General features: G+C 35.8%; 20 protein-coding genes and 1 riboswitch. Of the genes, 4 read left to right on the forward strand and 16 right to left on the reverse strand.

Going from position 1 to position 16,216, the window contains the following annotated elements:
• Positions 1-13 precede the first annotated feature (13 nt).
• The 5 genes from BANA01_RS00450 to BANA01_RS00470 form a co-directional block, all read right to left on the reverse strand.
• A complete protein-coding gene (locus BANA01_RS00450) occupies positions 14-595 on the reverse strand; it encodes a genetic competence negative regulator (protein ID WP_063251232.1) in 582 nt (193 codons plus the stop codon).
• Between the two features lie 71 nt (positions 596-666).
• Positions 667-1,578, reverse strand: coding sequence for a MerR family transcriptional regulator (locus BANA01_RS00455; RefSeq protein WP_063251233.1), 912 nt, complete (start codon positions 1,576-1,578; stop codon positions 667-669).
• Positions 1,579-1,619: 41 nt separating this feature from the next.
• The gene (locus BANA01_RS00460; protein WP_174524387.1) at positions 1,620-2,396 is read right to left on the reverse strand and encodes a metallophosphoesterase; all 777 of its coding nucleotides are present in this window, start codon (positions 2,394-2,396) and stop codon (positions 1,620-1,622) included.
• Between the two features lie 71 nt (positions 2,397-2,467).
• On the reverse strand, positions 2,468-2,710 hold the full coding sequence (locus BANA01_RS00465; protein ID WP_063251234.1) for a hypothetical protein: 243 nt from the start codon (positions 2,708-2,710) through the stop codon (positions 2,468-2,470).
• A gap of 57 nt (positions 2,711-2,767) precedes the next feature.
• Complete coding sequence (locus tag BANA01_RS00470) at positions 2,768-3,400, reverse strand: CBS domain-containing protein (RefSeq protein ID WP_063251235.1); 633 nt, start codon at positions 3,398-3,400, stop codon at positions 2,768-2,770.
• Positions 3,401-3,539: 139 nt separating this feature from the next.
• Between BANA01_RS00470 and BANA01_RS00475 the strand changes: the two genes are divergently transcribed.
• The 3 genes from BANA01_RS00475 to BANA01_RS00485 are packed head-to-tail and all read left to right on the forward strand — an operon-like array spanning position 3,540 to position 4,627.
• Complete coding sequence (locus tag BANA01_RS00475) at positions 3,540-3,770, forward strand: spore coat associated protein CotJA (protein WP_063251236.1); 231 nt, start codon at positions 3,540-3,542, stop codon at positions 3,768-3,770.
• Positions 3,767-4,027 carry a spore coat protein CotJB gene (locus BANA01_RS00480; RefSeq protein ID WP_063251237.1) on the forward strand — a complete coding sequence of 87 codons (261 nt, stop codon included), beginning with the start codon at positions 3,767-3,769 and terminating at the stop codon, positions 4,025-4,027. Before BANA01_RS00475 ends, BANA01_RS00480 begins: the two co-directional genes overlap by 4 nt.
• A 30-nt stretch (positions 4,028-4,057) precedes the next feature.
• Entirely contained in the window at positions 4,058-4,627 is a 570-nt protein-coding gene (locus BANA01_RS00485; protein ID WP_063251238.1) for a manganese catalase family protein, read from the forward strand.
• A gap of 33 nt (positions 4,628-4,660) precedes the next feature.
• Here the strand turns inward: BANA01_RS00485 and BANA01_RS00490 are convergent, their stop codons facing one another.
• From BANA01_RS00490 to BANA01_RS00510, 5 genes are all read right to left on the reverse strand, one after another.
• Entirely contained in the window at positions 4,661-5,116 is a 456-nt protein-coding gene (locus tag BANA01_RS00490) for a DUF2663 family protein (protein ID WP_063251239.1), read from the reverse strand.
• Between the two features lie 88 nt (positions 5,117-5,204).
• Complete coding sequence (locus BANA01_RS00495; protein ID WP_063251240.1) at positions 5,205-5,852, reverse strand: LysM peptidoglycan-binding domain-containing protein; 648 nt, start codon at positions 5,850-5,852, stop codon at positions 5,205-5,207.
• Positions 5,845-6,453: a CPBP family intramembrane glutamic endopeptidase gene (locus BANA01_RS00500; protein ID WP_063251241.1), complete on the reverse strand. Its 609-nt coding sequence runs from the start codon at positions 6,451-6,453 to the stop codon at positions 5,845-5,847. Before BANA01_RS00500 ends, BANA01_RS00495 begins: the two co-directional genes overlap by 8 nt.
• Entirely contained in the window at positions 6,453-7,958 is a 1,506-nt protein-coding gene (locus BANA01_RS00505) for a RecQ family ATP-dependent DNA helicase (RefSeq protein ID WP_063251242.1), read from the reverse strand. The genes BANA01_RS00500 and BANA01_RS00505 overlap by 1 nt, the downstream gene beginning before the upstream one ends.
• Positions 7,949-8,995 carry a YpbB family protein gene (locus tag BANA01_RS00510; protein ID WP_063251243.1) on the reverse strand — a complete coding sequence of 349 codons (1,047 nt, stop codon included), beginning with the start codon at positions 8,993-8,995 and terminating at the stop codon, positions 7,949-7,951. Before BANA01_RS00510 ends, BANA01_RS00505 begins: the two co-directional genes overlap by 10 nt.
• Positions 8,996-9,230: 235 nt before the next feature.
• Between BANA01_RS00510 and BANA01_RS00515 the strand changes: the two genes are divergently transcribed.
• Positions 9,231-9,479, forward strand: a complete 249-nt coding sequence (locus BANA01_RS00515) for a ferredoxin (protein ID WP_063251244.1) — start codon at positions 9,231-9,233, stop codon at positions 9,477-9,479.
• Between the two features lie 116 nt (positions 9,480-9,595).
• On the opposite strand, the gene BANA01_RS00520 is transcribed toward BANA01_RS00515, so the two are convergent.
• The 6 genes from BANA01_RS00520 to BANA01_RS00545 form a co-directional block, all read right to left on the reverse strand.
• Positions 9,596-10,153 carry an ECF transporter S component gene (locus BANA01_RS00520; RefSeq protein ID WP_063251401.1) on the reverse strand — a complete coding sequence of 186 codons (558 nt, stop codon included), beginning with the start codon at positions 10,151-10,153 and terminating at the stop codon, positions 9,596-9,598.
• Between the two features lie 178 nt (positions 10,154-10,331).
• Positions 10,332-10,463: riboswitch (FMN riboswitch) on the reverse strand.
• A gap of 96 nt (positions 10,464-10,559) precedes the next feature.
• On the reverse strand, positions 10,560-11,279 hold the full coding sequence (locus BANA01_RS00525; RefSeq protein WP_063251245.1) for a peptidoglycan DD-metalloendopeptidase family protein: 720 nt from the start codon (positions 11,277-11,279) through the stop codon (positions 10,560-10,562).
• Between the two features lie 540 nt (positions 11,280-11,819).
• Positions 11,820-13,001, reverse strand: coding sequence for a GerMN domain-containing protein (locus tag BANA01_RS00530; protein ID WP_063251246.1), 1,182 nt, complete (start codon positions 12,999-13,001; stop codon positions 11,820-11,822).
• On the reverse strand, positions 12,976-13,527 hold the full coding sequence (sigX, locus tag BANA01_RS00535; RefSeq protein ID WP_063251247.1) for an RNA polymerase sigma factor SigX: 552 nt from the start codon (positions 13,525-13,527) through the stop codon (positions 12,976-12,978). The genes BANA01_RS00530 and sigX overlap by 26 nt, the downstream gene beginning before the upstream one ends.
• Positions 13,528-13,713: 186 nt before the next feature.
• Complete coding sequence (locus BANA01_RS00540; RefSeq protein WP_034677295.1) at positions 13,714-15,492, reverse strand: ATP-binding protein; 1,779 nt, start codon at positions 15,490-15,492, stop codon at positions 13,714-13,716.
• Positions 15,489-16,205 carry a response regulator transcription factor gene (locus tag BANA01_RS00545; protein ID WP_034677293.1) on the reverse strand — a complete coding sequence of 239 codons (717 nt, stop codon included), beginning with the start codon at positions 16,203-16,205 and terminating at the stop codon, positions 15,489-15,491. Before BANA01_RS00545 ends, BANA01_RS00540 begins: the two co-directional genes overlap by 4 nt.
• Positions 16,206-16,216: the final 11 nt, after the last annotated feature.

Below are 16,216 nucleotides of genomic sequence, written 5' to 3' on the forward strand. Positions count from 1 at the left end.
AAGCATCAGAAATCTATTTAAAATATTTTTGAATCGTTTCCACCGCTTTACCTTCAACAATTCGTTTCCCATATTCTTCAAGTAAGTGTGTGCTTAGAATGGATGGATTACCGTACTCGGATAAAAATGCTGCAATTTTCTCAATTATAGATGAATCAATGTTATTCATATTTAAGTAATATCGATTGTTATAAGAATATAAACTTCCACCACATACTTTTAATGCAAATAGCCTATGAGAAAGTGCGATAATATCTTCAATACTTTCGAATTGATACAGTAGGTTTTCACAACCTTCAACCCTTACTTGCATCTCCACAAAGCCATCAAACAAGACTTCTTCATCTTCAATATAATCGTCGACGGTTATGATCATAATCATCCCCTGAGCCTGCAAGGAAAAAATCTCAACTGCAACAGAACCCTGTATCTCAACATCAAATTCTTCACTTGCCTCCTCCAGCATGTCGTGAAAAAGTTGATGCCATTTTATAGAATCTTTCCAAATATCATCTTTGGAAAGTCCCCTTTCCAGTAAATCATCAGAGGTTAAAAAAATTTTTATCTTATTGACTGTTAAGCGTTCTAAGCGCATGCTCTTTTGCCCCCTGCCGTGACATAACTCTTATCCCTAGTGTATGTCAATGGCTTTGGTTGGTGCTTTGTCTAAAATACCATCCTTTCCAAAAGCCACATTTCCCATTCATTCCTTGTTTGTCCAAAAATAAAGGATGCGTATTGACCTTTTTCAGATGGTTTTATGGCGGTTATAGCCTTACCTCCAAGTCCAATCGTAATATCCCTATGTTTCAACGATAGGTGTTTAACCAATGAAAGTACTTCTGTTAACTCTTCTTGGACTTCACAGAAAATGATGATTAAATCTGGATGAATCATATCCGTTATTTGATTATGCTCACCTTCTGAATAAATTTTACCTATATTTATAACTTGAACACCACGTTTTTGTAAATAAAAAGTAAACAATAGCAGATCAGTATTATCCTGATCCTCAGCCCAGTTTATACAGATAGCTTTATTATGATGTACATTAATAGGAAAGCTGTTAATAATCATCGTAATTCTAGCTTTTATAAGCGAAGAGGAAAAATACTTTTGTGCAGGTATTATTTTCCCTGAGACAAAAGAATCCTCTATTTTCTTTAAAATCTGACCAAAAATATCAATAATTACTTTTTCCATTGTGAAGATACTAAACATATTATTAATAATTTCGGCTATCCGCTCATGCTCAAAGTGAGTTAAGGCTTCATAAAGAGAGTCTGTTATATTGATTAGTGGATTTCCCTGATTAAGGGTTAAGGTTTCTGAATCCATTAGCGATTGATTGTGCCCCAGTAAAGAGACGGCCTGACTAATAGTAAATCCCTGATTAACCTTCTTTATTAACCACTGAAGTATTTTGATATGCTCTTCTGTATATAATCGATGGCCAGCTTCATTTCGAACTGGAGCAATCATTTGATATCTTCTTTCCCACGCTCTTAGCGTTCCTGGCTGAATCCCCAACATTAATGCAGCCGCTTTAATATTATATTTACCTTCTTGGTCGTCCATCCTGATTCCTCCGACATTTAACAAACCATTCTTGAAAAAAATTAACTACCTTTTTTGATTGTGATCAAATGACACTGTGCAGGTGCCCCTAACCTTAACGGGACCCCTGTCGTACCATACCCATTACTAATTAAAATAGTAGTATTATCTAATTTTTCTACTTTCCCTTTTTCAAATGGACTGTAACCCAAAATATGTATTTGTCCACCATGAGTATGACCACTTAGCACAAGACGAATATTATGTTCTGGCAATATTTTATCTGTGATATCCGGGTAGTGACTTGCTAATATTTTAAAGCTGTTATTCTCCGCGTCTAACAACGCCAAGTCCAATCTGTCTCTCCCTTGACCTAGTTCATCCACACCAAGCAAAGATATTTTATCACCATTTTTAGATTCAAAGATAGCTGAAGTATTATCTAAAACTTTTATTCCATAATCCAAGAGTATGGCATCTAATTTACGAAAGTCAGTTTCATAATCATTATTGCCCCATACAAAATATACAGGACCTACCTGTTTCAATTTCTCTAGATTTTTCTTAACCCTTGGAAAAGGAACCTTCTTCTCCGTTAAATCCCCGCCAATTATTACAATATCAGTTTTTCCTTTTACTGCATTGATAATATCATCTGAAATGAGGCGCTTATGTATATCAGAGATAAAAAATATTGATACCGCTCCGAATGACTCTGGAAAGTCTTCAAAGGTCATTTTATGATGTACCACATGATTGAGGAATGCTTCTTTAGCCATATATAAGATTAAAGCTATTCCCAGAATTAAAAGTAAAACAAAAACAAAAATAATATTCATTCAATTCCCCTTTTCCCTTCTAAGGTGTCCTACGGAAATCATACCATAAAGAAAACTAAAACTAAAAACAACTAAAGCTTGCTCCTTTTTTTCTTTAATCCCTTCTTTATAAGTTTCAGAATCTCTTGAATTTGTTGTACACTTACACCTAATCCGAAGAAAAAAGCGAATAAGGCAGCAAAAAATTCCAATGGATAAATAATCGGTCCGACCAAAATATCAGAAATATGAAATGGATAAGTAATTGGAAACCATTCAATAAATAAATACCCGCACAGAAGAATAAAAAACATCCGCCAGATTAACTTCAACACAAAAATCCCTCCCATAGATTGTATGAGAAGGATTTAATTTCTTTCCAATTCGATTAACTAATCTTCCTGTATACTTAAGATCCGGAAACCTTGTTCTTCCAGTTTCTTTGTAAACCGATCGATATTATCTTTCTTTTCAACCTTCATAACAATTCTTCGAACTAATTTATCAGTCTCATCAAACGTTACAAGTGAAATAATATGTTCATGGAAGTGATGGGCAATTTCAGAAAGCCTAGCAATTCGACCTTCTGTTTCTACCGAAGTAAAGGCAATCCGTACCCCTGGACGGTTTACACCGAAAGCGCTCTGAAAAGTGGATAGTACATCTGACCGTGTCACAACCCCTAGGAATTTACGGTTTGAGTCAACCACCGCTAATAATGGAAAATCCTTTAAATCTAGAAGTGTTTTTTCAAAAACTTCTTCGCCCACTAAAAACTTTTCCTGATGGGTTGCAACATCTTTAACTGTGATGGTATTTATATACTCTTCTTTTGATTTGCCGGAATGAAAGTAGCTCTCATAAATCTTGTAACGTGTTGCTACCCCTATATACTTTTCTCCTTGTAAAACTGGAACTCCATCAATTTCATTTTTCTCTAATTGTTCTAATGCAACAGCCAATGTTGTGTCTTCTTGTACCGTCACACAGGCATGATTTGGAATCATCATATTTTTAACAAACACTATCCATCACCTCTAAGTAATTATCCTTCCTATTTATACTTCAACAAAACATTGGGAATATCCTTTTTATTTCAATATTATGTCATGAATCTAGAGATTTTTCATATTTATTAATGATATTAATCAAGGGAGGGCTACTATGTTTACACTATATAAAACTTGGCACCCTATTGCTAGTCCATTTGACCCCTGCAAGCCGATTCTAGAAAAAACTTTTTCTACTCCGCCGAATCTATATATCGGATTCCAGCCGCCAAATTTGCCTCAATTCTCACCACAGGAAGCACTAAGAGCAGGAACACTGTGGAAAGCTTTTTACGATCCCTACTTCAACCCATTTGAGTTAGCCAAAGGGGGAAACCCTAGATGAAACAAATCCCGCCAGAATATTATCAAATCATGGAGCAGTTACAAGCGGTTGACTTTGTCTTAGTTGAATTAACCTTATATTTAGATACACACCCTGATGATCTTGAAGCTATTAAGCAATTCAATCATTATGTTAAAGAAAGAAAGACCGTAAAAAAGGCATTTGAAAGCCAATTTGGACCACTGATGCAATATGGGCACAGTTATTCTGGACATCCATGGAATTGGAACGAACCACCTTGGCCATGGCAAGTCTAAATATAAAAACTCAGGGAGGGAATATTGTACATGTGGATATACGAAAAGAAGCTTCAATACCCAGTTCGGGTGAGTACTTGTAATCCTACATTGGCAAAATATTTAGTTGAACAATATGGCGGTGCTGATGGCGAACTTTCAGCGGCATTACGATATCTAAATCAAAGATATTCTATACCTGATAAAGTAATTGGATTATTAACGGATATCGGCACAGAGGAATTCGCCCATCTGGAAATGATTGCCACAATGATTTATAAACTCACAAAGGATGCCACTCCAGAAATGATGAAAGCAGCCGGTTTAGGAGATCACTATGCTATTCATGATAACGCCTTATATTATGAAAATTCCTCTGGGGTACCGTGGACAGCAACTTATATACAAGCTAAAGGTGACCCCATTGCTGATCTCTACGAGGATATTGCGGCTGAAGAAAAGGCAAGAGCTACTTATCAATGGATTATTAACCTGAGCGATGATCCAGATTTAAATGATGGGTTACGGTTCCTACGTGAACGCGAAATTATTCATTCGCAACGCTTCATGGAAGCAGTAGAAATATTAAAGGAAGAACAGGGTAAGAAGAAGTTCTTTTAATATCGGACTATAGAAGCAGTTTAATACTGCTTCTTATTTTTTTTCGTGATAAAGATTAATGTCATATATATTTTTCATTACCTCAAAATCAATATGGCGATTTTTCCAATGTTCTTCTTTCTTCCAAAGATCCTTACTTCGATTTACTATTTCACACCTTAATTCTTGGTATTCCTTCTCCTTTTTATCCTTCTGCTGTCTTAGGACATTCATTGCTCCATAGAGAATTGCTGTAATGGCAAACAATCCAATATTTATAGCATCACTTACAGAGGCAGAAAACATTGCAAAGAAAGAATAAGAGTATTGTTTTGCAATATTAAAATAAAAATAACTAAAAAATAAAAGAGCAAATAACAGCATAGAATAGATTGTTAAATAGTGCCATCTCTTGGCTGTATCAAACTTTATTTTCCTTTTACGTACGTTTTCTAGCATTTGTTTTGTTGCCTCATCAGTATGTTCAAGTGAACGAATTGGTTTATCCATACTATAACCACCTCAGTAACATAAATATGAACTTGTCCGATAAATTATGAAAGAATTAAATAAAAAAAAACCGATCAAACATGATCGGCTACTTGTTTAATGGAATTTTTAAAACCTGACCTAAATAAATTTCATTACTAGAAATGTTATTGGCCTTTCGGATAATATCCTCCCCAGCTTTTGAATGGTAATATTTCAATGAAATCCGATATAGGTTTTCTCCCGGTTTAACCGTATGATAAATCACTTGAGGAGCTGGTTCAACATTTTTATCTGTGCCTTGCCCACTAATCGTTGTTGGTTCAGGAGCTGGAGTTGCTATTGAAGTATCTTCACTGATAGATTTTTGAACTTCAACGGCCTCTTGCTCCTCCTCCACTGGAGTATTTTCATTTTCCTCTACCTTTGTTTCAACAGTACTTTCAGTTTCAGTTTTTTCAAAGTTAATCACTTCATATCCAGAAGAGTCACCAGTAACTTTCTCAGTTTTGCTGCCTTTTCCCTCCTCAAGATACGAGTATGCACTAAAAATAACGATTGGAAGAAGAATAAAAAATAATACTAAAATACGAATGATAGGATATTTTACTTTCCATTTTGTTTTCTTTCTTTTTTCCCTATGAATTTGTTCTCTTGGAGGTAATTGGTCACGAACCTCAGTTGTTTCTTCATTAATTTTTTCAATTCTCCGTTTTAGCCGTTCTGCCTGGCTTCTAAAAGGTTCTTCTTTATTCATGAAGCAATCCTCCTGTTCCATCGACATCTATGGTGTTTTTATATTTAATATAAAGCCCTAATAAAAAATCAATGGTAAAATGCATGATTATCGTTATGGCTAAATTGTTACTCCATTCATAAATGAAGCCAATTAAAAAACTAATAATGACAATATTAGAAAATAAAAACCAATTAAAAAGGTAACGATAATGTATGATAGCAAAAATAATACTTGCAAAAATTAGTCCAACCTTGGTTTGGATGACACCACGGAAGAGCAACTCTTCACTAAATGCTACCAATGCGGCTATCCCTGCTATGTGGATGACGCTTCGATTTTTAAATATCCTCTCGTTCAGTCCGCCATCGTCGTAAAAAGACTTCGGGAGTAATTTCATTAATATAATATCAACAATGACAACAGCTACACCGGCAGGAATGCCGATTAACAAAATTCTTATATCCGAGAAGTCAATTGTATACAAATATGAAAAATGGTCAAACAAAAGAATGCCTAAAACAAAAGTAATGACAAGCAGGAAGATTTGGGTCATATATAGATGAGAGAGAAGTTCTCTATCCGTTAATCCTTTGATTAGTTCATTGTATTTATTTTTCATTACCTCAACTCACGATTTAGTAGAATATTGGCTAAATAATCCTTCCACATTTTTGCATTATCAGGATGGCTGTGGAAATCTTCAGCTGCCTGGTATTGTTCTAACTGTATACCACAAACATCGCAGCAATTCTGTATTTTTTCTAGTACCAGCTCGTCTTCAAAATAATTTAAAATTAATTCTCTTCTACACGACTTGGATTCAATCCACTTTTTCAGATAATGAATATTGTCCTTTTTCACCTTTAATCTAGCATTAACAAAGTCCTTCAATCGCTGTTTTGCTTGTTCTAAATTGGTGAATTTCAGAGACTTTTTGATAAAGTCTTGAATGATCCTCCACTGAACCTCGGAGAATCCCCCATCCTCTCTTAAGTGCTGATTCATGTCAAGAAAATGGTCAATCAGTATTTCTTCCTTTGGAAAATATGAGAACAGCCAATCAATTTGCTGTTCAGACGGTAATTCGCCTTCTGCCAGCTGTATAGGAAGCTGGTCGTCTCCCCGAGCATATAATAAAATTGCAACACTATCCTCACCATCGCGTCCAGCTCGACCAATCTCCTGCAGGTAAGACTCAATTTGCATTGGCATATGATAATGAACGATAAATCGAATATTTTCCTTATTAACTCCCATCCCAAAAGCACTTGTTGCACAAATAATATCGAGTTGTCCGTGAATAAATTGTTGTTGTATTAATATTCTTTGCTCCTGGTCTAAGCCTCCATGATAGGCCATAGCTCTCGTAATTCCCTTGTCCGCTAATAGTGAGGCCATTTGTTCAGCAATTTTCTTACTTGAAAAATAAATGATACCAGGTTTCTGAAGCTTTCGAACTAATTCAATCAGTCTTGATTGTTTATCATAATAGTTAGTTACTTCTTCAATATAAAAAGCAATATTTGGCCGGTCAATCGTTGATTCAATCTTAGTGAATTTCTGTAAGTCGAGAGATTGAATGATATCCTCTCTTACTTTTTTGGTTGCTGTTGCTGTTAAAGCAAGGGTTAGAGGATTCCCTAATTGTTTTCGGTAATCCCCTAATTTCGAATATTCCGGGCGAAAGTCGTAGCCCCATTGTGAAATACAATGTGCCTCATCTACTACAAATAATGAAACAGTAAGAGCCTGCAGTTTTTTCATTATTATAGGCATGCTTAACATCTCGGGCGAAACAAAAATATATTTGTATTGTTTTAAATTACGTAATACGTAGCCTCTCTTTTCAGCGTCAAGAAACGAGTTTAATGCAATGACCCGTTTCTCGCCAAACTTCATTAATTGTTCCACCTGGTCCTGCATAAGAGATAACAGAGGAGAAATAATTAAAATTTGACCATCCAAACAATAAGCGGGGAGTTGGTAACATAAGGATTTACCAGTGCCAGTCGGAAGCATGGCAATCGTGTGGTTTCCTCCTAACAGAGAAGAAATCACTTCCTTCTGCCCCGTTTTAAAGGTTTTATATCCAAAATGCTTATTCAAAAGATTCTCTAGTTCCATTGTCTATCACCATACTTTGCAAGAACGAGTCTGATTTGAAAGTAAGAAGCTGTTTTGATATGGTTCCTAATTACCTTAAGCTGCCTAGTCGATTCTTGCCTTGAAATTCCTAGAATCATTAGCTGAATTTCTTCATCTACAAACGAGTTAATTGAAAAATCTTTAACATTCAAAGCAAATTCCACTAGATGGTCTTCGATCGTGCTTATTTTTAAATTCCGAATGCCGGCGATTTCCTCAGTGGTAAAGCCTTGATTTAACAGTACCAGGGTTTTACGCGCCGAAAGCGTTAAGGTATCCTTATGGTCTAAATTAGTAAACAGCGATGATAACACTTTAAAGCGAGCCGGTTCACTTTCAACAAAATGAAGTAAGCAATGAATTGCATTGATAAATTCAAGATGATATTGTATTGAATCTAACTCTAATTCTTTGGCAATTTGGGATGAAGTCCTTCCAATTTGTTTGTATCCTGTTAATCGAAATATCAAGACCTCTGGATTGACATCCCTTGCGTGTTCTAGAATTTGCACTAATTCAAAAAAAAGCGATTTTCCGAGCTCTGCCTTTGGTACAGATGTAGACTTCAGAAACCCCTTTAGCCAGTTATGAACTTCCACATTTTTTTGAATTGGGATATATTTTGTTTCTTGGAATGTAAAATTTGAAGTGACTTGTACTAACAGCGAGAGTCTTTCCCATACTATTAAAGTAAAGGGTTGATATCGCCATCCATTCACATAATACGGCTGTGCATGATTTAATAAATAATCTTCACCTGCTGAGGTAAGTAGAAATCTTTGTTCCCCACAAGCTTCCACCAGTTTTTTTTCAAGTAAGTGGTTGAAAATTTCATCAAAAGCATCACGGGTTAATGGTTCAAGAATTCGAAAGTACCTTTTTAATGAAAATAAATGTGCATCCTGAAGGGTTTGCGACGACTTCTTTCCATTTAATAGGTGATAGATGGAATAAATTGTTCGTTCACCATTTAATTGTTTTAAACAATATAACAAAATGTTTTTAATGTTACTCATTCCATTCCACCACTTTTTGTTGAGAATCGACAAAATCACCTATTTTTCTATCCTTTATTCTACCATGAAACTGAGGGTGATGTTGCTTAAAATTGTGGAAGATTGGGGGAATCCAAAACCTATAGAGCATTTTTCTATTGAAAAGTTACTCGTAGAGTTTTACAATAGGAATGAGTAATGCGTTTCCATAATATATGGAAGATAGTAAGTTATTTTATTGGGAGGTTTTTTTTTCATGGCAAAGTATACGATTGTTGACAAAGAAACTTGCATTGCATGTGGAGCATGTGGCGCAGCAGCACCAGACATTTACGATTATGATGATGAGGGTATTGCATTCGTAACTCTTGATGATAATGAGGGTATTGTTGAAATCCCAGATGTTTTAATTGATGATATGATGGATGCTTTCGAGGGATGTCCAACAGATTCAATTAAAGTTGCTGACGAACCATTTGATGGCAACGCAACAAAATTCGAATAATATTTTGTCATTAAAAGATTGTTAAGCTGCTACCCCCGCTAACTTAGGCGGGGGTTATTTATGTATCTGTGTACCTGAAATAAAAAGAAACCAAGCTCACACCTGGTTTCTTAGCTTTAAGCACTTTTTACAATGGTTAATTTATTAATCCAAGACTGCATTCTAATGAATAACAGCATAAATATTGAAGACATTACAATGCCTTTAATGATATTAAAAGGTAAAATAGCGGGTACTACTAAATTACGCATGTCAGGGAACTTTAGCAGCGAAGTATAAGCAGGTAAGATAAACAAGTAATTTAAAATACTCATCATGACCGCCATAATAAGAGTTCCGACGATGAGTGCAAGAGTCATTCCTTTTCTGGTTTTCATTTTGTTATAGACATAGTACGTAGGCAGTACAAACAAAATACCAGCTAGAAAATTAGCAATATGCCCAACGGGAAATCCTGTTGCACTTCCAGTAGCTACATAATTAAGTGCATTTTTGAAAAACTCAACTAATATTCCTGCAACAGGTCCAAAAATTAAAGCTGCGATTAAAGCTGGGATATCGCTAAAATCAATAAATAAGAAATTTGGGAATGGCGGAAGCGGGAAGTTAATTAGCATTAAAAGATATGCGATACTGCTCAGCATTCCAATTGATACAATTGCTTTGACACTCATTTTTTTTTTCAATTTTTCCTCTCTCCTTTTTGATCCATCAAGTTAGGAAGAGAGGTTCATCAGCGATAAGGTGTCCGAGTTAAAATTAAAAAACCCCAAGAAGAATATCTTGAGGGATTTTACAAAGGCACTCTTAATAAACGTTCAAAATACCAGCATTTTTTAAACGTCGCAGAACCTCCATCTTCTCCCATCCAGACTATACTGTCGGCTTTGGAATCACACCAAATCCTGCCATTACGGCTCGCGGGCTCAAGAGTTTTACTCTAATACCGCCGATCGGGAATTTCACCCTGCCCCGAAGATAGATCGATATTTAGTTTCCATTTTATTATACAAATAAAAATTAGTCTTGAAAAGAAAAAAGCACTAACCGCATATGTATTGGTTAGTGCACTGTAAATTATCAATGGAGAACTAAAATTTGTTCAGGCATGATAAGATCTGATTTTAGTTGATTTACTTCCTTTAGCTTTTCAACTGAAAGATGACTTTTCTTTGCAATGGAAGTCAGTGTGTCTCCAGTTTGTACAATATAATGGGATTTATCACTATTTACATTGGTACTAGCTGCTAAGCTATCTGAAGTACTCGCCATACCTCCTGTTACTGCCACACCCACCTCAGCATTGCCAAGCATCCTTTCAGGATCTATAGCATTTTTCTTATCATACGTCCATTCGATTTGATGACTCTCAAAATGGAGATGAACACCTGTAGATTCACCCGTTCTTCCCATGGTTCCAATTCTATCACCCTGCTTAATCACCTGCCCCTCATTTACAAGTCGATTATTTAAGTGTGCATATACCGTAACAAAATTATTGGGATGTTTAATAAAGATAACATTTCCATATGTTTTGGAATAATAGGATTTACCTACTACACCATCCTCTACAGCAACTATAGGAGAGTTAAGACCTCCAGCTATATCTATTCCTTTATGTGTACCATGCCTAGTCCCATATGTATCAGATATGACACCATCCGTGGGCCATATCCATCCAGCTTTTATTTCTTTTGAATCCTGCATACTCGCTTCGGTCTGCTTACCGCCTAAAAATAATAAACTGACACAAAGCGCCATAATTGCGGCGATTAAAAGCCGCCTTATGTAGTCTCGCATTTAATTATTTTCCTCCTTAATCTTGTCCTCTCCTCCACAAACCATATGTTTATCTCTTCATGTTTAGAACATACAATTTGATGAGAGCGGTTGAACATACTTGTTATAATTTGGAGAGAAATGGTTTTTTATTCATTGCTCTGTTATTATTTATTGTTGATTTCGTGTAGGGCCGAGAATTCATAAGCGGAGAATTTCCGGCTATTGTATAAAGATGAGCTTAAAAAGCAGAAATAAGCGGAGATATTCCGGTTAACTGCTTTAAATAAGACAAATTCCATGGATTTCGATACAATAAGTGGAAAAACTCCGCTTATTTTTAAGGAAATATGGGTAATTACCAATTTAAACGGAAATTCTCCGCTTACTCTCCAAACACAGTTAAATTAACATTCAGTTTTAAAAGAGCCCTATTCATAAAAGTATCGAAAAGTGAAAGGTGCCTCCTCGTGGTGCGAGGCTTCGATCCAGGAGATTACTCTTGTGAAACTAGATAAAAAAAGATTAACCTTGTTACGGTTAATCTTTTTTTGTCTAATTTTATTGAATTGGACGATAATTGGGCGCTAATGGAACCTTTATATCCTTTGTTAAATCAAACGGTCCTAAACTATTGATAGGAGCGTTTAGAAGCCTTACAGTATCTATTCCAAAACCCTTTGCTGTCAATAAAATAGCTTCTAAGGAGTAAACATTTTCTAAATTATTTTCCATTACTGCATTTTCATCTATTGTAATAATTAATTTATTTTCCTTGATTTCAATATCCTTAAAAGAAAAGGATGGTACTACTGAGGCTGTTAAACCCATTTCTAATGGCTCTGTCTTCATCGCTTCGAAAGCAGCATTAATATTTTGATAACTATCAGTGGTAGGGACAAGGTAGGTGGTTTCCATTCCATCTGGTGTATAAAAGAAATAGGCATGTTTACCTTCTGATTCAACTTGTATTTCTTTGATTTCACCAAAATTACCAAATTCTATTCCTGGTTGACCATTCGTAGTAAGCATAATTTTATTAACTTGACTATTTGAAGAGATATTTTTCTTTAAAGAATCAATAAATTTCGTTTCAGACGCTGAACCTTCTCCATATTTATGATTAATAGGCACATCAACCATTACGGTGTTATTTGTAGTATCTAATGTTAAAGTCGCATTTAGAGGATAATAGTCTGATAATCCCCATTCCTCTTCCTTTAATAATCCCATTGTTTCGATGAAAGCAGTGAGCCAGTTTTTATTTTGATCTAGTTGAACAACTGTAGATACAGGCACTAAAATTTGTGCTTGAGAATCAGGAATCCAGTAGGTAAGAACTGTCCCATTTCCTAATTCATCATCATACAATGCTGTTTTATCACTCGAAGTCATGAGCATTTTTTGTTCCGTGCCTGATATTCCTGTCTCGTTTTTCGTTGAATCCTCTTTCAGAGTCGATGAATCTTCTTGAGATAAACTTTTTTGTTCCTCCTTGGAAACTTTCTCCTGAACAGCACGATCAAGAGAATATTCAGTTCTATCGAACATTGTTGGAACTAATAAGAAAAAAAGAAGTAATGCGGCTGCAGTTGCAATACCCGGTATAATCCATGCAGACCGTTTTCGCTTTTTTATGGAAAGATTTTGGTATATGTCACGAGGATTGCGATGGTCATGGATTTTGGGCATTTGCCTTAGTAATTCTTCGAGCTGCTTATCGCTCCACTCTGACTTCTTCACTATCTAATCCCTCCTTTTCATTAAACATTTCCATATGCTTCTTTAATACTTTTATTGCACGGTGCTGTGTAGTTTTCACTTTACCCTCTGTCCATCCAAGAGCTTCGGCCGTTTCAGTTATTGATAAATCATTTAAAAATCGCAATATGACAACAGAACGCTGATCCACTGTACAATGTTCCAAACATTGATAGATCCGTTTAATTTCTTCCTTATGAATCATAATTTCTTCTGGGATGGGATAGTCATCTTTTACTTGGCTGGAAGACCAATCAAACTTTTCTAGCAGCCTGCCCTTCCATCCCTTTTGCTTCCGAAAAGAATCAATTGCAACATTACGTGCGATAGAAAATAGCCATGTTTTTTCGCTGCTCTTTCCTTCAAAGCGATGATACGATTTAAACACCCTGATATATACTTCTTGTACTAAATCCTCTGCCTGCTCTTTATTTCTAACCATATAAAATAAAAATTGAAAAACGTCATGATGATATTTTTGATATAGTTCATCGAAAACGGAGTTCATCCATTCCCCTCCCCGTTCATAGAATTAGTCGATACTTATGTACAAAAAGTTTCACATTTTAAATATAGACTTTTTAAGCCAAAAAGTGAAGGCATTCTAAGGAAACAAAAAAACTCACCCGTAGTAGATGAGTTTTAGATTTTAGAATATGTTTCCCGTGAATCAATAGAAATCGCCATTTTTTTCTTATTTTCGTGGAAGTAAGAAGCTAAATGTCGTTCCTTGTCCAATTTTACTTTGTGCGGAAATATGCCCTCGATGGGCATCAATTATATTTTTCGCAATAGCTAATCCCAGTCCTGTACCAGCTCTTCCTCTCGTTCGGGCTTTATCCGCTTTATAAAAACGTTCAAAGACGAAAGGCAAATCTTCTTCCGGTATACCTGAACCTGAGTCCGACACTTCCACTTTTATTCCTAAATCATCAGCTTTGACAAGTAGCCTGACTGATCCTCCTTGTGGAGTATGACGGATTGCATTATCAATTAAATTGGTCAGTACTTGTTCAATACGATCAGGGTCAAATAAAACATTAGGTAAATCATTTTCTAGGTCAGCACTTAAGTAGATATCATTTTCCCTAGCCAGACCTTGAAATTTATGGACAATTCTATTCATAAACGAATAGAGGTTAACCTCATCAAGTGTTAATTGAATATGCCCTGCTTCCATTCTAGCAAGATCAAGCAGCTCATTAACAAGTCTCCCCATCCTTAGAGATTCATCATAGATGACTTTAGCCATTTCCTTTTTCTCTTCCTGAGATTCTGCAATATCATCGACAATGGCTTCACTATAGCCCTGTAACATGGAAATCGGCGTTCGAAGTTCATGAGAAACATTTGCAATAAAGTCCTTTCTCATTTTTTCTAATACCCTTTCCTCTGTCATATCTCTTAGTACAGCTACTGCTCCACGAATAAATCGGTTACTATAAAGCGGACTTACCAGAATGACCCAATGGCGGCCCTGAAGAGAAATTTCCCCTATTTGCTCCTTCTCCGTATCAACAGCTCTTTGAAAAAGTTCCATAGCTTCTGTTGGTATTTCTTCAGAAGTGGTGTGAGGTCCACCTTTTTCATAGTACCAATATTGTAAAAAGCGGTCTGCAGGAGGGTTGGTTATTAAGATTGTCCCATCACGATTAAAGGTTATTACACCATCTGCCATACTACTCAGAATACTAGCAAGCTGTTCTTTTTCCTGACTAAGGGCATTCATATTGAACTTTAACTGCCGCCCCATTTGGTTAAAAGCTGTAGCAAGTTCCCCTATTTCATCATGGGTGAGGATTGGTACTTTCGTGTCAAATTTCCCTCTTGCTACTTCGAATGCTGCTTCTCTCATTTTCCTTAATGGCGCAGTAATCCTGGTAGACAAAAAGAAAGCAAAAATAGTTGTCAAGATAATTGCAACACCCGCAACAAGCAATATAAAATTAGTTGTTGAATGAGTAGTTTCCTCGACTACTTCCAATGATTGATAAATAAAAACAGCACCATTTTGTCCATCAATGTGCAGCGGAACACCAATGATTGAATATTTTGCAGCGTCTTGGTCCGATTCATTAATGGAAAGCTTCGATACTTTTTCAACTGTCCTGTTTTCTTCAAACACTTTGGACAATTCGATATCATTTTGGATGTCTGGAACCGACAACTTTACTGATTTTTCCGAGTTAGGAGAGAAATAAACTTCCTGGTCATTTTTAATGATGACTACATTTGTAACTTCATCAATAATTTCCCAAGAGATTTCTAAACCTAAAGGAAATTGCTCATCAGGATGATTTTCCAGAACATTAGCTATTTTCTCAGCCTGATGAGTTAAATCATTTTTGGTTCCCATAATGGTGTTATTCTCAAAAAACTCAAGTAGCATGACTGTTAGAATAAAAAGGATAAAGGTAACCAAAAATATTATGGTAAGCCAGAGCTTACCAACTACACTGCGTAAAAAGGTCATTCATTAACTACCTCAAATTTGTAGCCTACTCCCCAAACTGTTACAATCATTCTTGCTGCCTGCTCAGAAACTTTATTTAACTTTTCACGGAGACGCTTAACGTGTGTATCAACCGTACGTAAATCACCAAAAAATTCATAATGCCATACTTCTTTTAGTAATTGCTCCCGGTCAAAAACTTTATCAGGTGCTTTAGCTAGGAAATATAGTAACTCATATTCTTTAGGCGTTAAACTTACTTCCTTACCATCAGCCAAAACTCTATGTGCGTCATTATCAATTGTTAAGTGTGGGAACACAATAACATCCTTTGTTGTTGTATCTGTTTGGAGATAACTTGTTTGAGATGATCTTCTTAATAGAGCCTTTACTCGCAAAACTACTTCCCTCGGGCTGAATGGTTTTACAATATAGTCATCTGTACCCACTTCAAAGCCTTGTACACGATTAACCTCTTCACCTTTGGCAGTTAACATGATTACAGGTGTAGCCTTCTTTTCCCTTAATTCACGGCAAACCTCTAATCCATCTTTACCAGGCATCATTAAGTCTAAAAGGATTACATCATAATCATTTGCGATCGCTTTCGCTAATGCCTCATTCCCATCCTCAGCTTCATCAATTGAATATTCCTCACGCTCTAAATACATTTTTAATAAACGACGAATTCTTTCCTCGTCATCTACTACTAAAATTTTCACGTCTTTATCCATTAATAATCCCC

The sequence above is a fragment of the Neobacillus niacini NBRC 15566 genome (assembly GCF_001591505.1).
In the GTDB taxonomy this organism is placed as follows: Bacteria; Bacillota; Bacilli; order Bacillales; family Cytobacillaceae; genus Neobacillus; species Neobacillus niacini.

Excerpts from the sequence above, each read along its gene's own strand:
- BANA01_RS00505 (WP_063251242.1), bottom strand. The coding sequence starts at position 7,958 with ATGGAACTAGAGAATCTTTTGAATAAGCATTTTGGATATAAAACCTTT.
- BANA01_RS00480 (WP_063251237.1), top strand. The coding sequence starts at position 3,767 with ATGAAACAAATCCCGCCAGAATATTATCAAATCATGGAGCAGTTACAA.
- BANA01_RS00455 (WP_063251233.1), bottom strand. The coding sequence starts at position 1,578 with ATGGACGACCAAGAAGGTAAATATAATATTAAAGCGGCTGCATTAATG.
- BANA01_RS00515 (WP_063251244.1), top strand. The coding sequence starts at position 9,231 with ATGGCAAAGTATACGATTGTTGACAAAGAAACTTGCATTGCATGTGGA.
- BANA01_RS00520 (WP_063251401.1), bottom strand. The coding sequence starts at position 10,153 with ATGAGTGTCAAAGCAATTGTATCAATTGGAATGCTGAGCAGTATCGCA.
- BANA01_RS00490 (WP_063251239.1), bottom strand. The coding sequence starts at position 5,116 with ATGGATAAACCAATTCGTTCACTTGAACATACTGATGAGGCAACAAAA.
- sigX (WP_063251247.1), bottom strand. The coding sequence starts at position 13,527 with ATGAACTCCGTTTTCGATGAACTATATCAAAAATATCATCATGACGTT.
- BANA01_RS00540 (WP_034677295.1), bottom strand. The coding sequence starts at position 15,492 with ATGACCTTTTTACGCAGTGTAGTTGGTAAGCTCTGGCTTACCATAATA.
- BANA01_RS00450 (WP_063251232.1), bottom strand. The coding sequence starts at position 595 with ATGCGCTTAGAACGCTTAACAGTCAATAAGATAAAAATTTTTTTAACC.
- BANA01_RS00475 (WP_063251236.1), top strand. The coding sequence starts at position 3,540 with ATGTTTACACTATATAAAACTTGGCACCCTATTGCTAGTCCATTTGAC.
- BANA01_RS00525 (WP_063251245.1), bottom strand. The coding sequence starts at position 11,279 with ATGCGAGACTACATAAGGCGGCTTTTAATCGCCGCAATTATGGCGCTT.
- BANA01_RS00495 (WP_063251240.1), bottom strand. The coding sequence starts at position 5,852 with ATGAATAAAGAAGAACCTTTTAGAAGCCAGGCAGAACGGCTAAAACGG.
- BANA01_RS00500 (WP_063251241.1), bottom strand. The coding sequence starts at position 6,453 with ATGAAAAATAAATACAATGAACTAATCAAAGGATTAACGGATAGAGAA.
- BANA01_RS00485 (WP_063251238.1), top strand. The coding sequence starts at position 4,058 with ATGTGGATATACGAAAAGAAGCTTCAATACCCAGTTCGGGTGAGTACT.
- BANA01_RS00545 (WP_034677293.1), bottom strand. The coding sequence starts at position 16,205 with ATGGATAAAGACGTGAAAATTTTAGTAGTAGATGACGAGGAAAGAATT.
- BANA01_RS00460 (WP_174524387.1), bottom strand. The coding sequence starts at position 2,396 with ATGAATATTATTTTTGTTTTTGTTTTACTTTTAATTCTGGGAATAGCT.
- BANA01_RS00510 (WP_063251243.1), bottom strand. The coding sequence starts at position 8,995 with ATGAGTAACATTAAAAACATTTTGTTATATTGTTTAAAACAATTAAAT.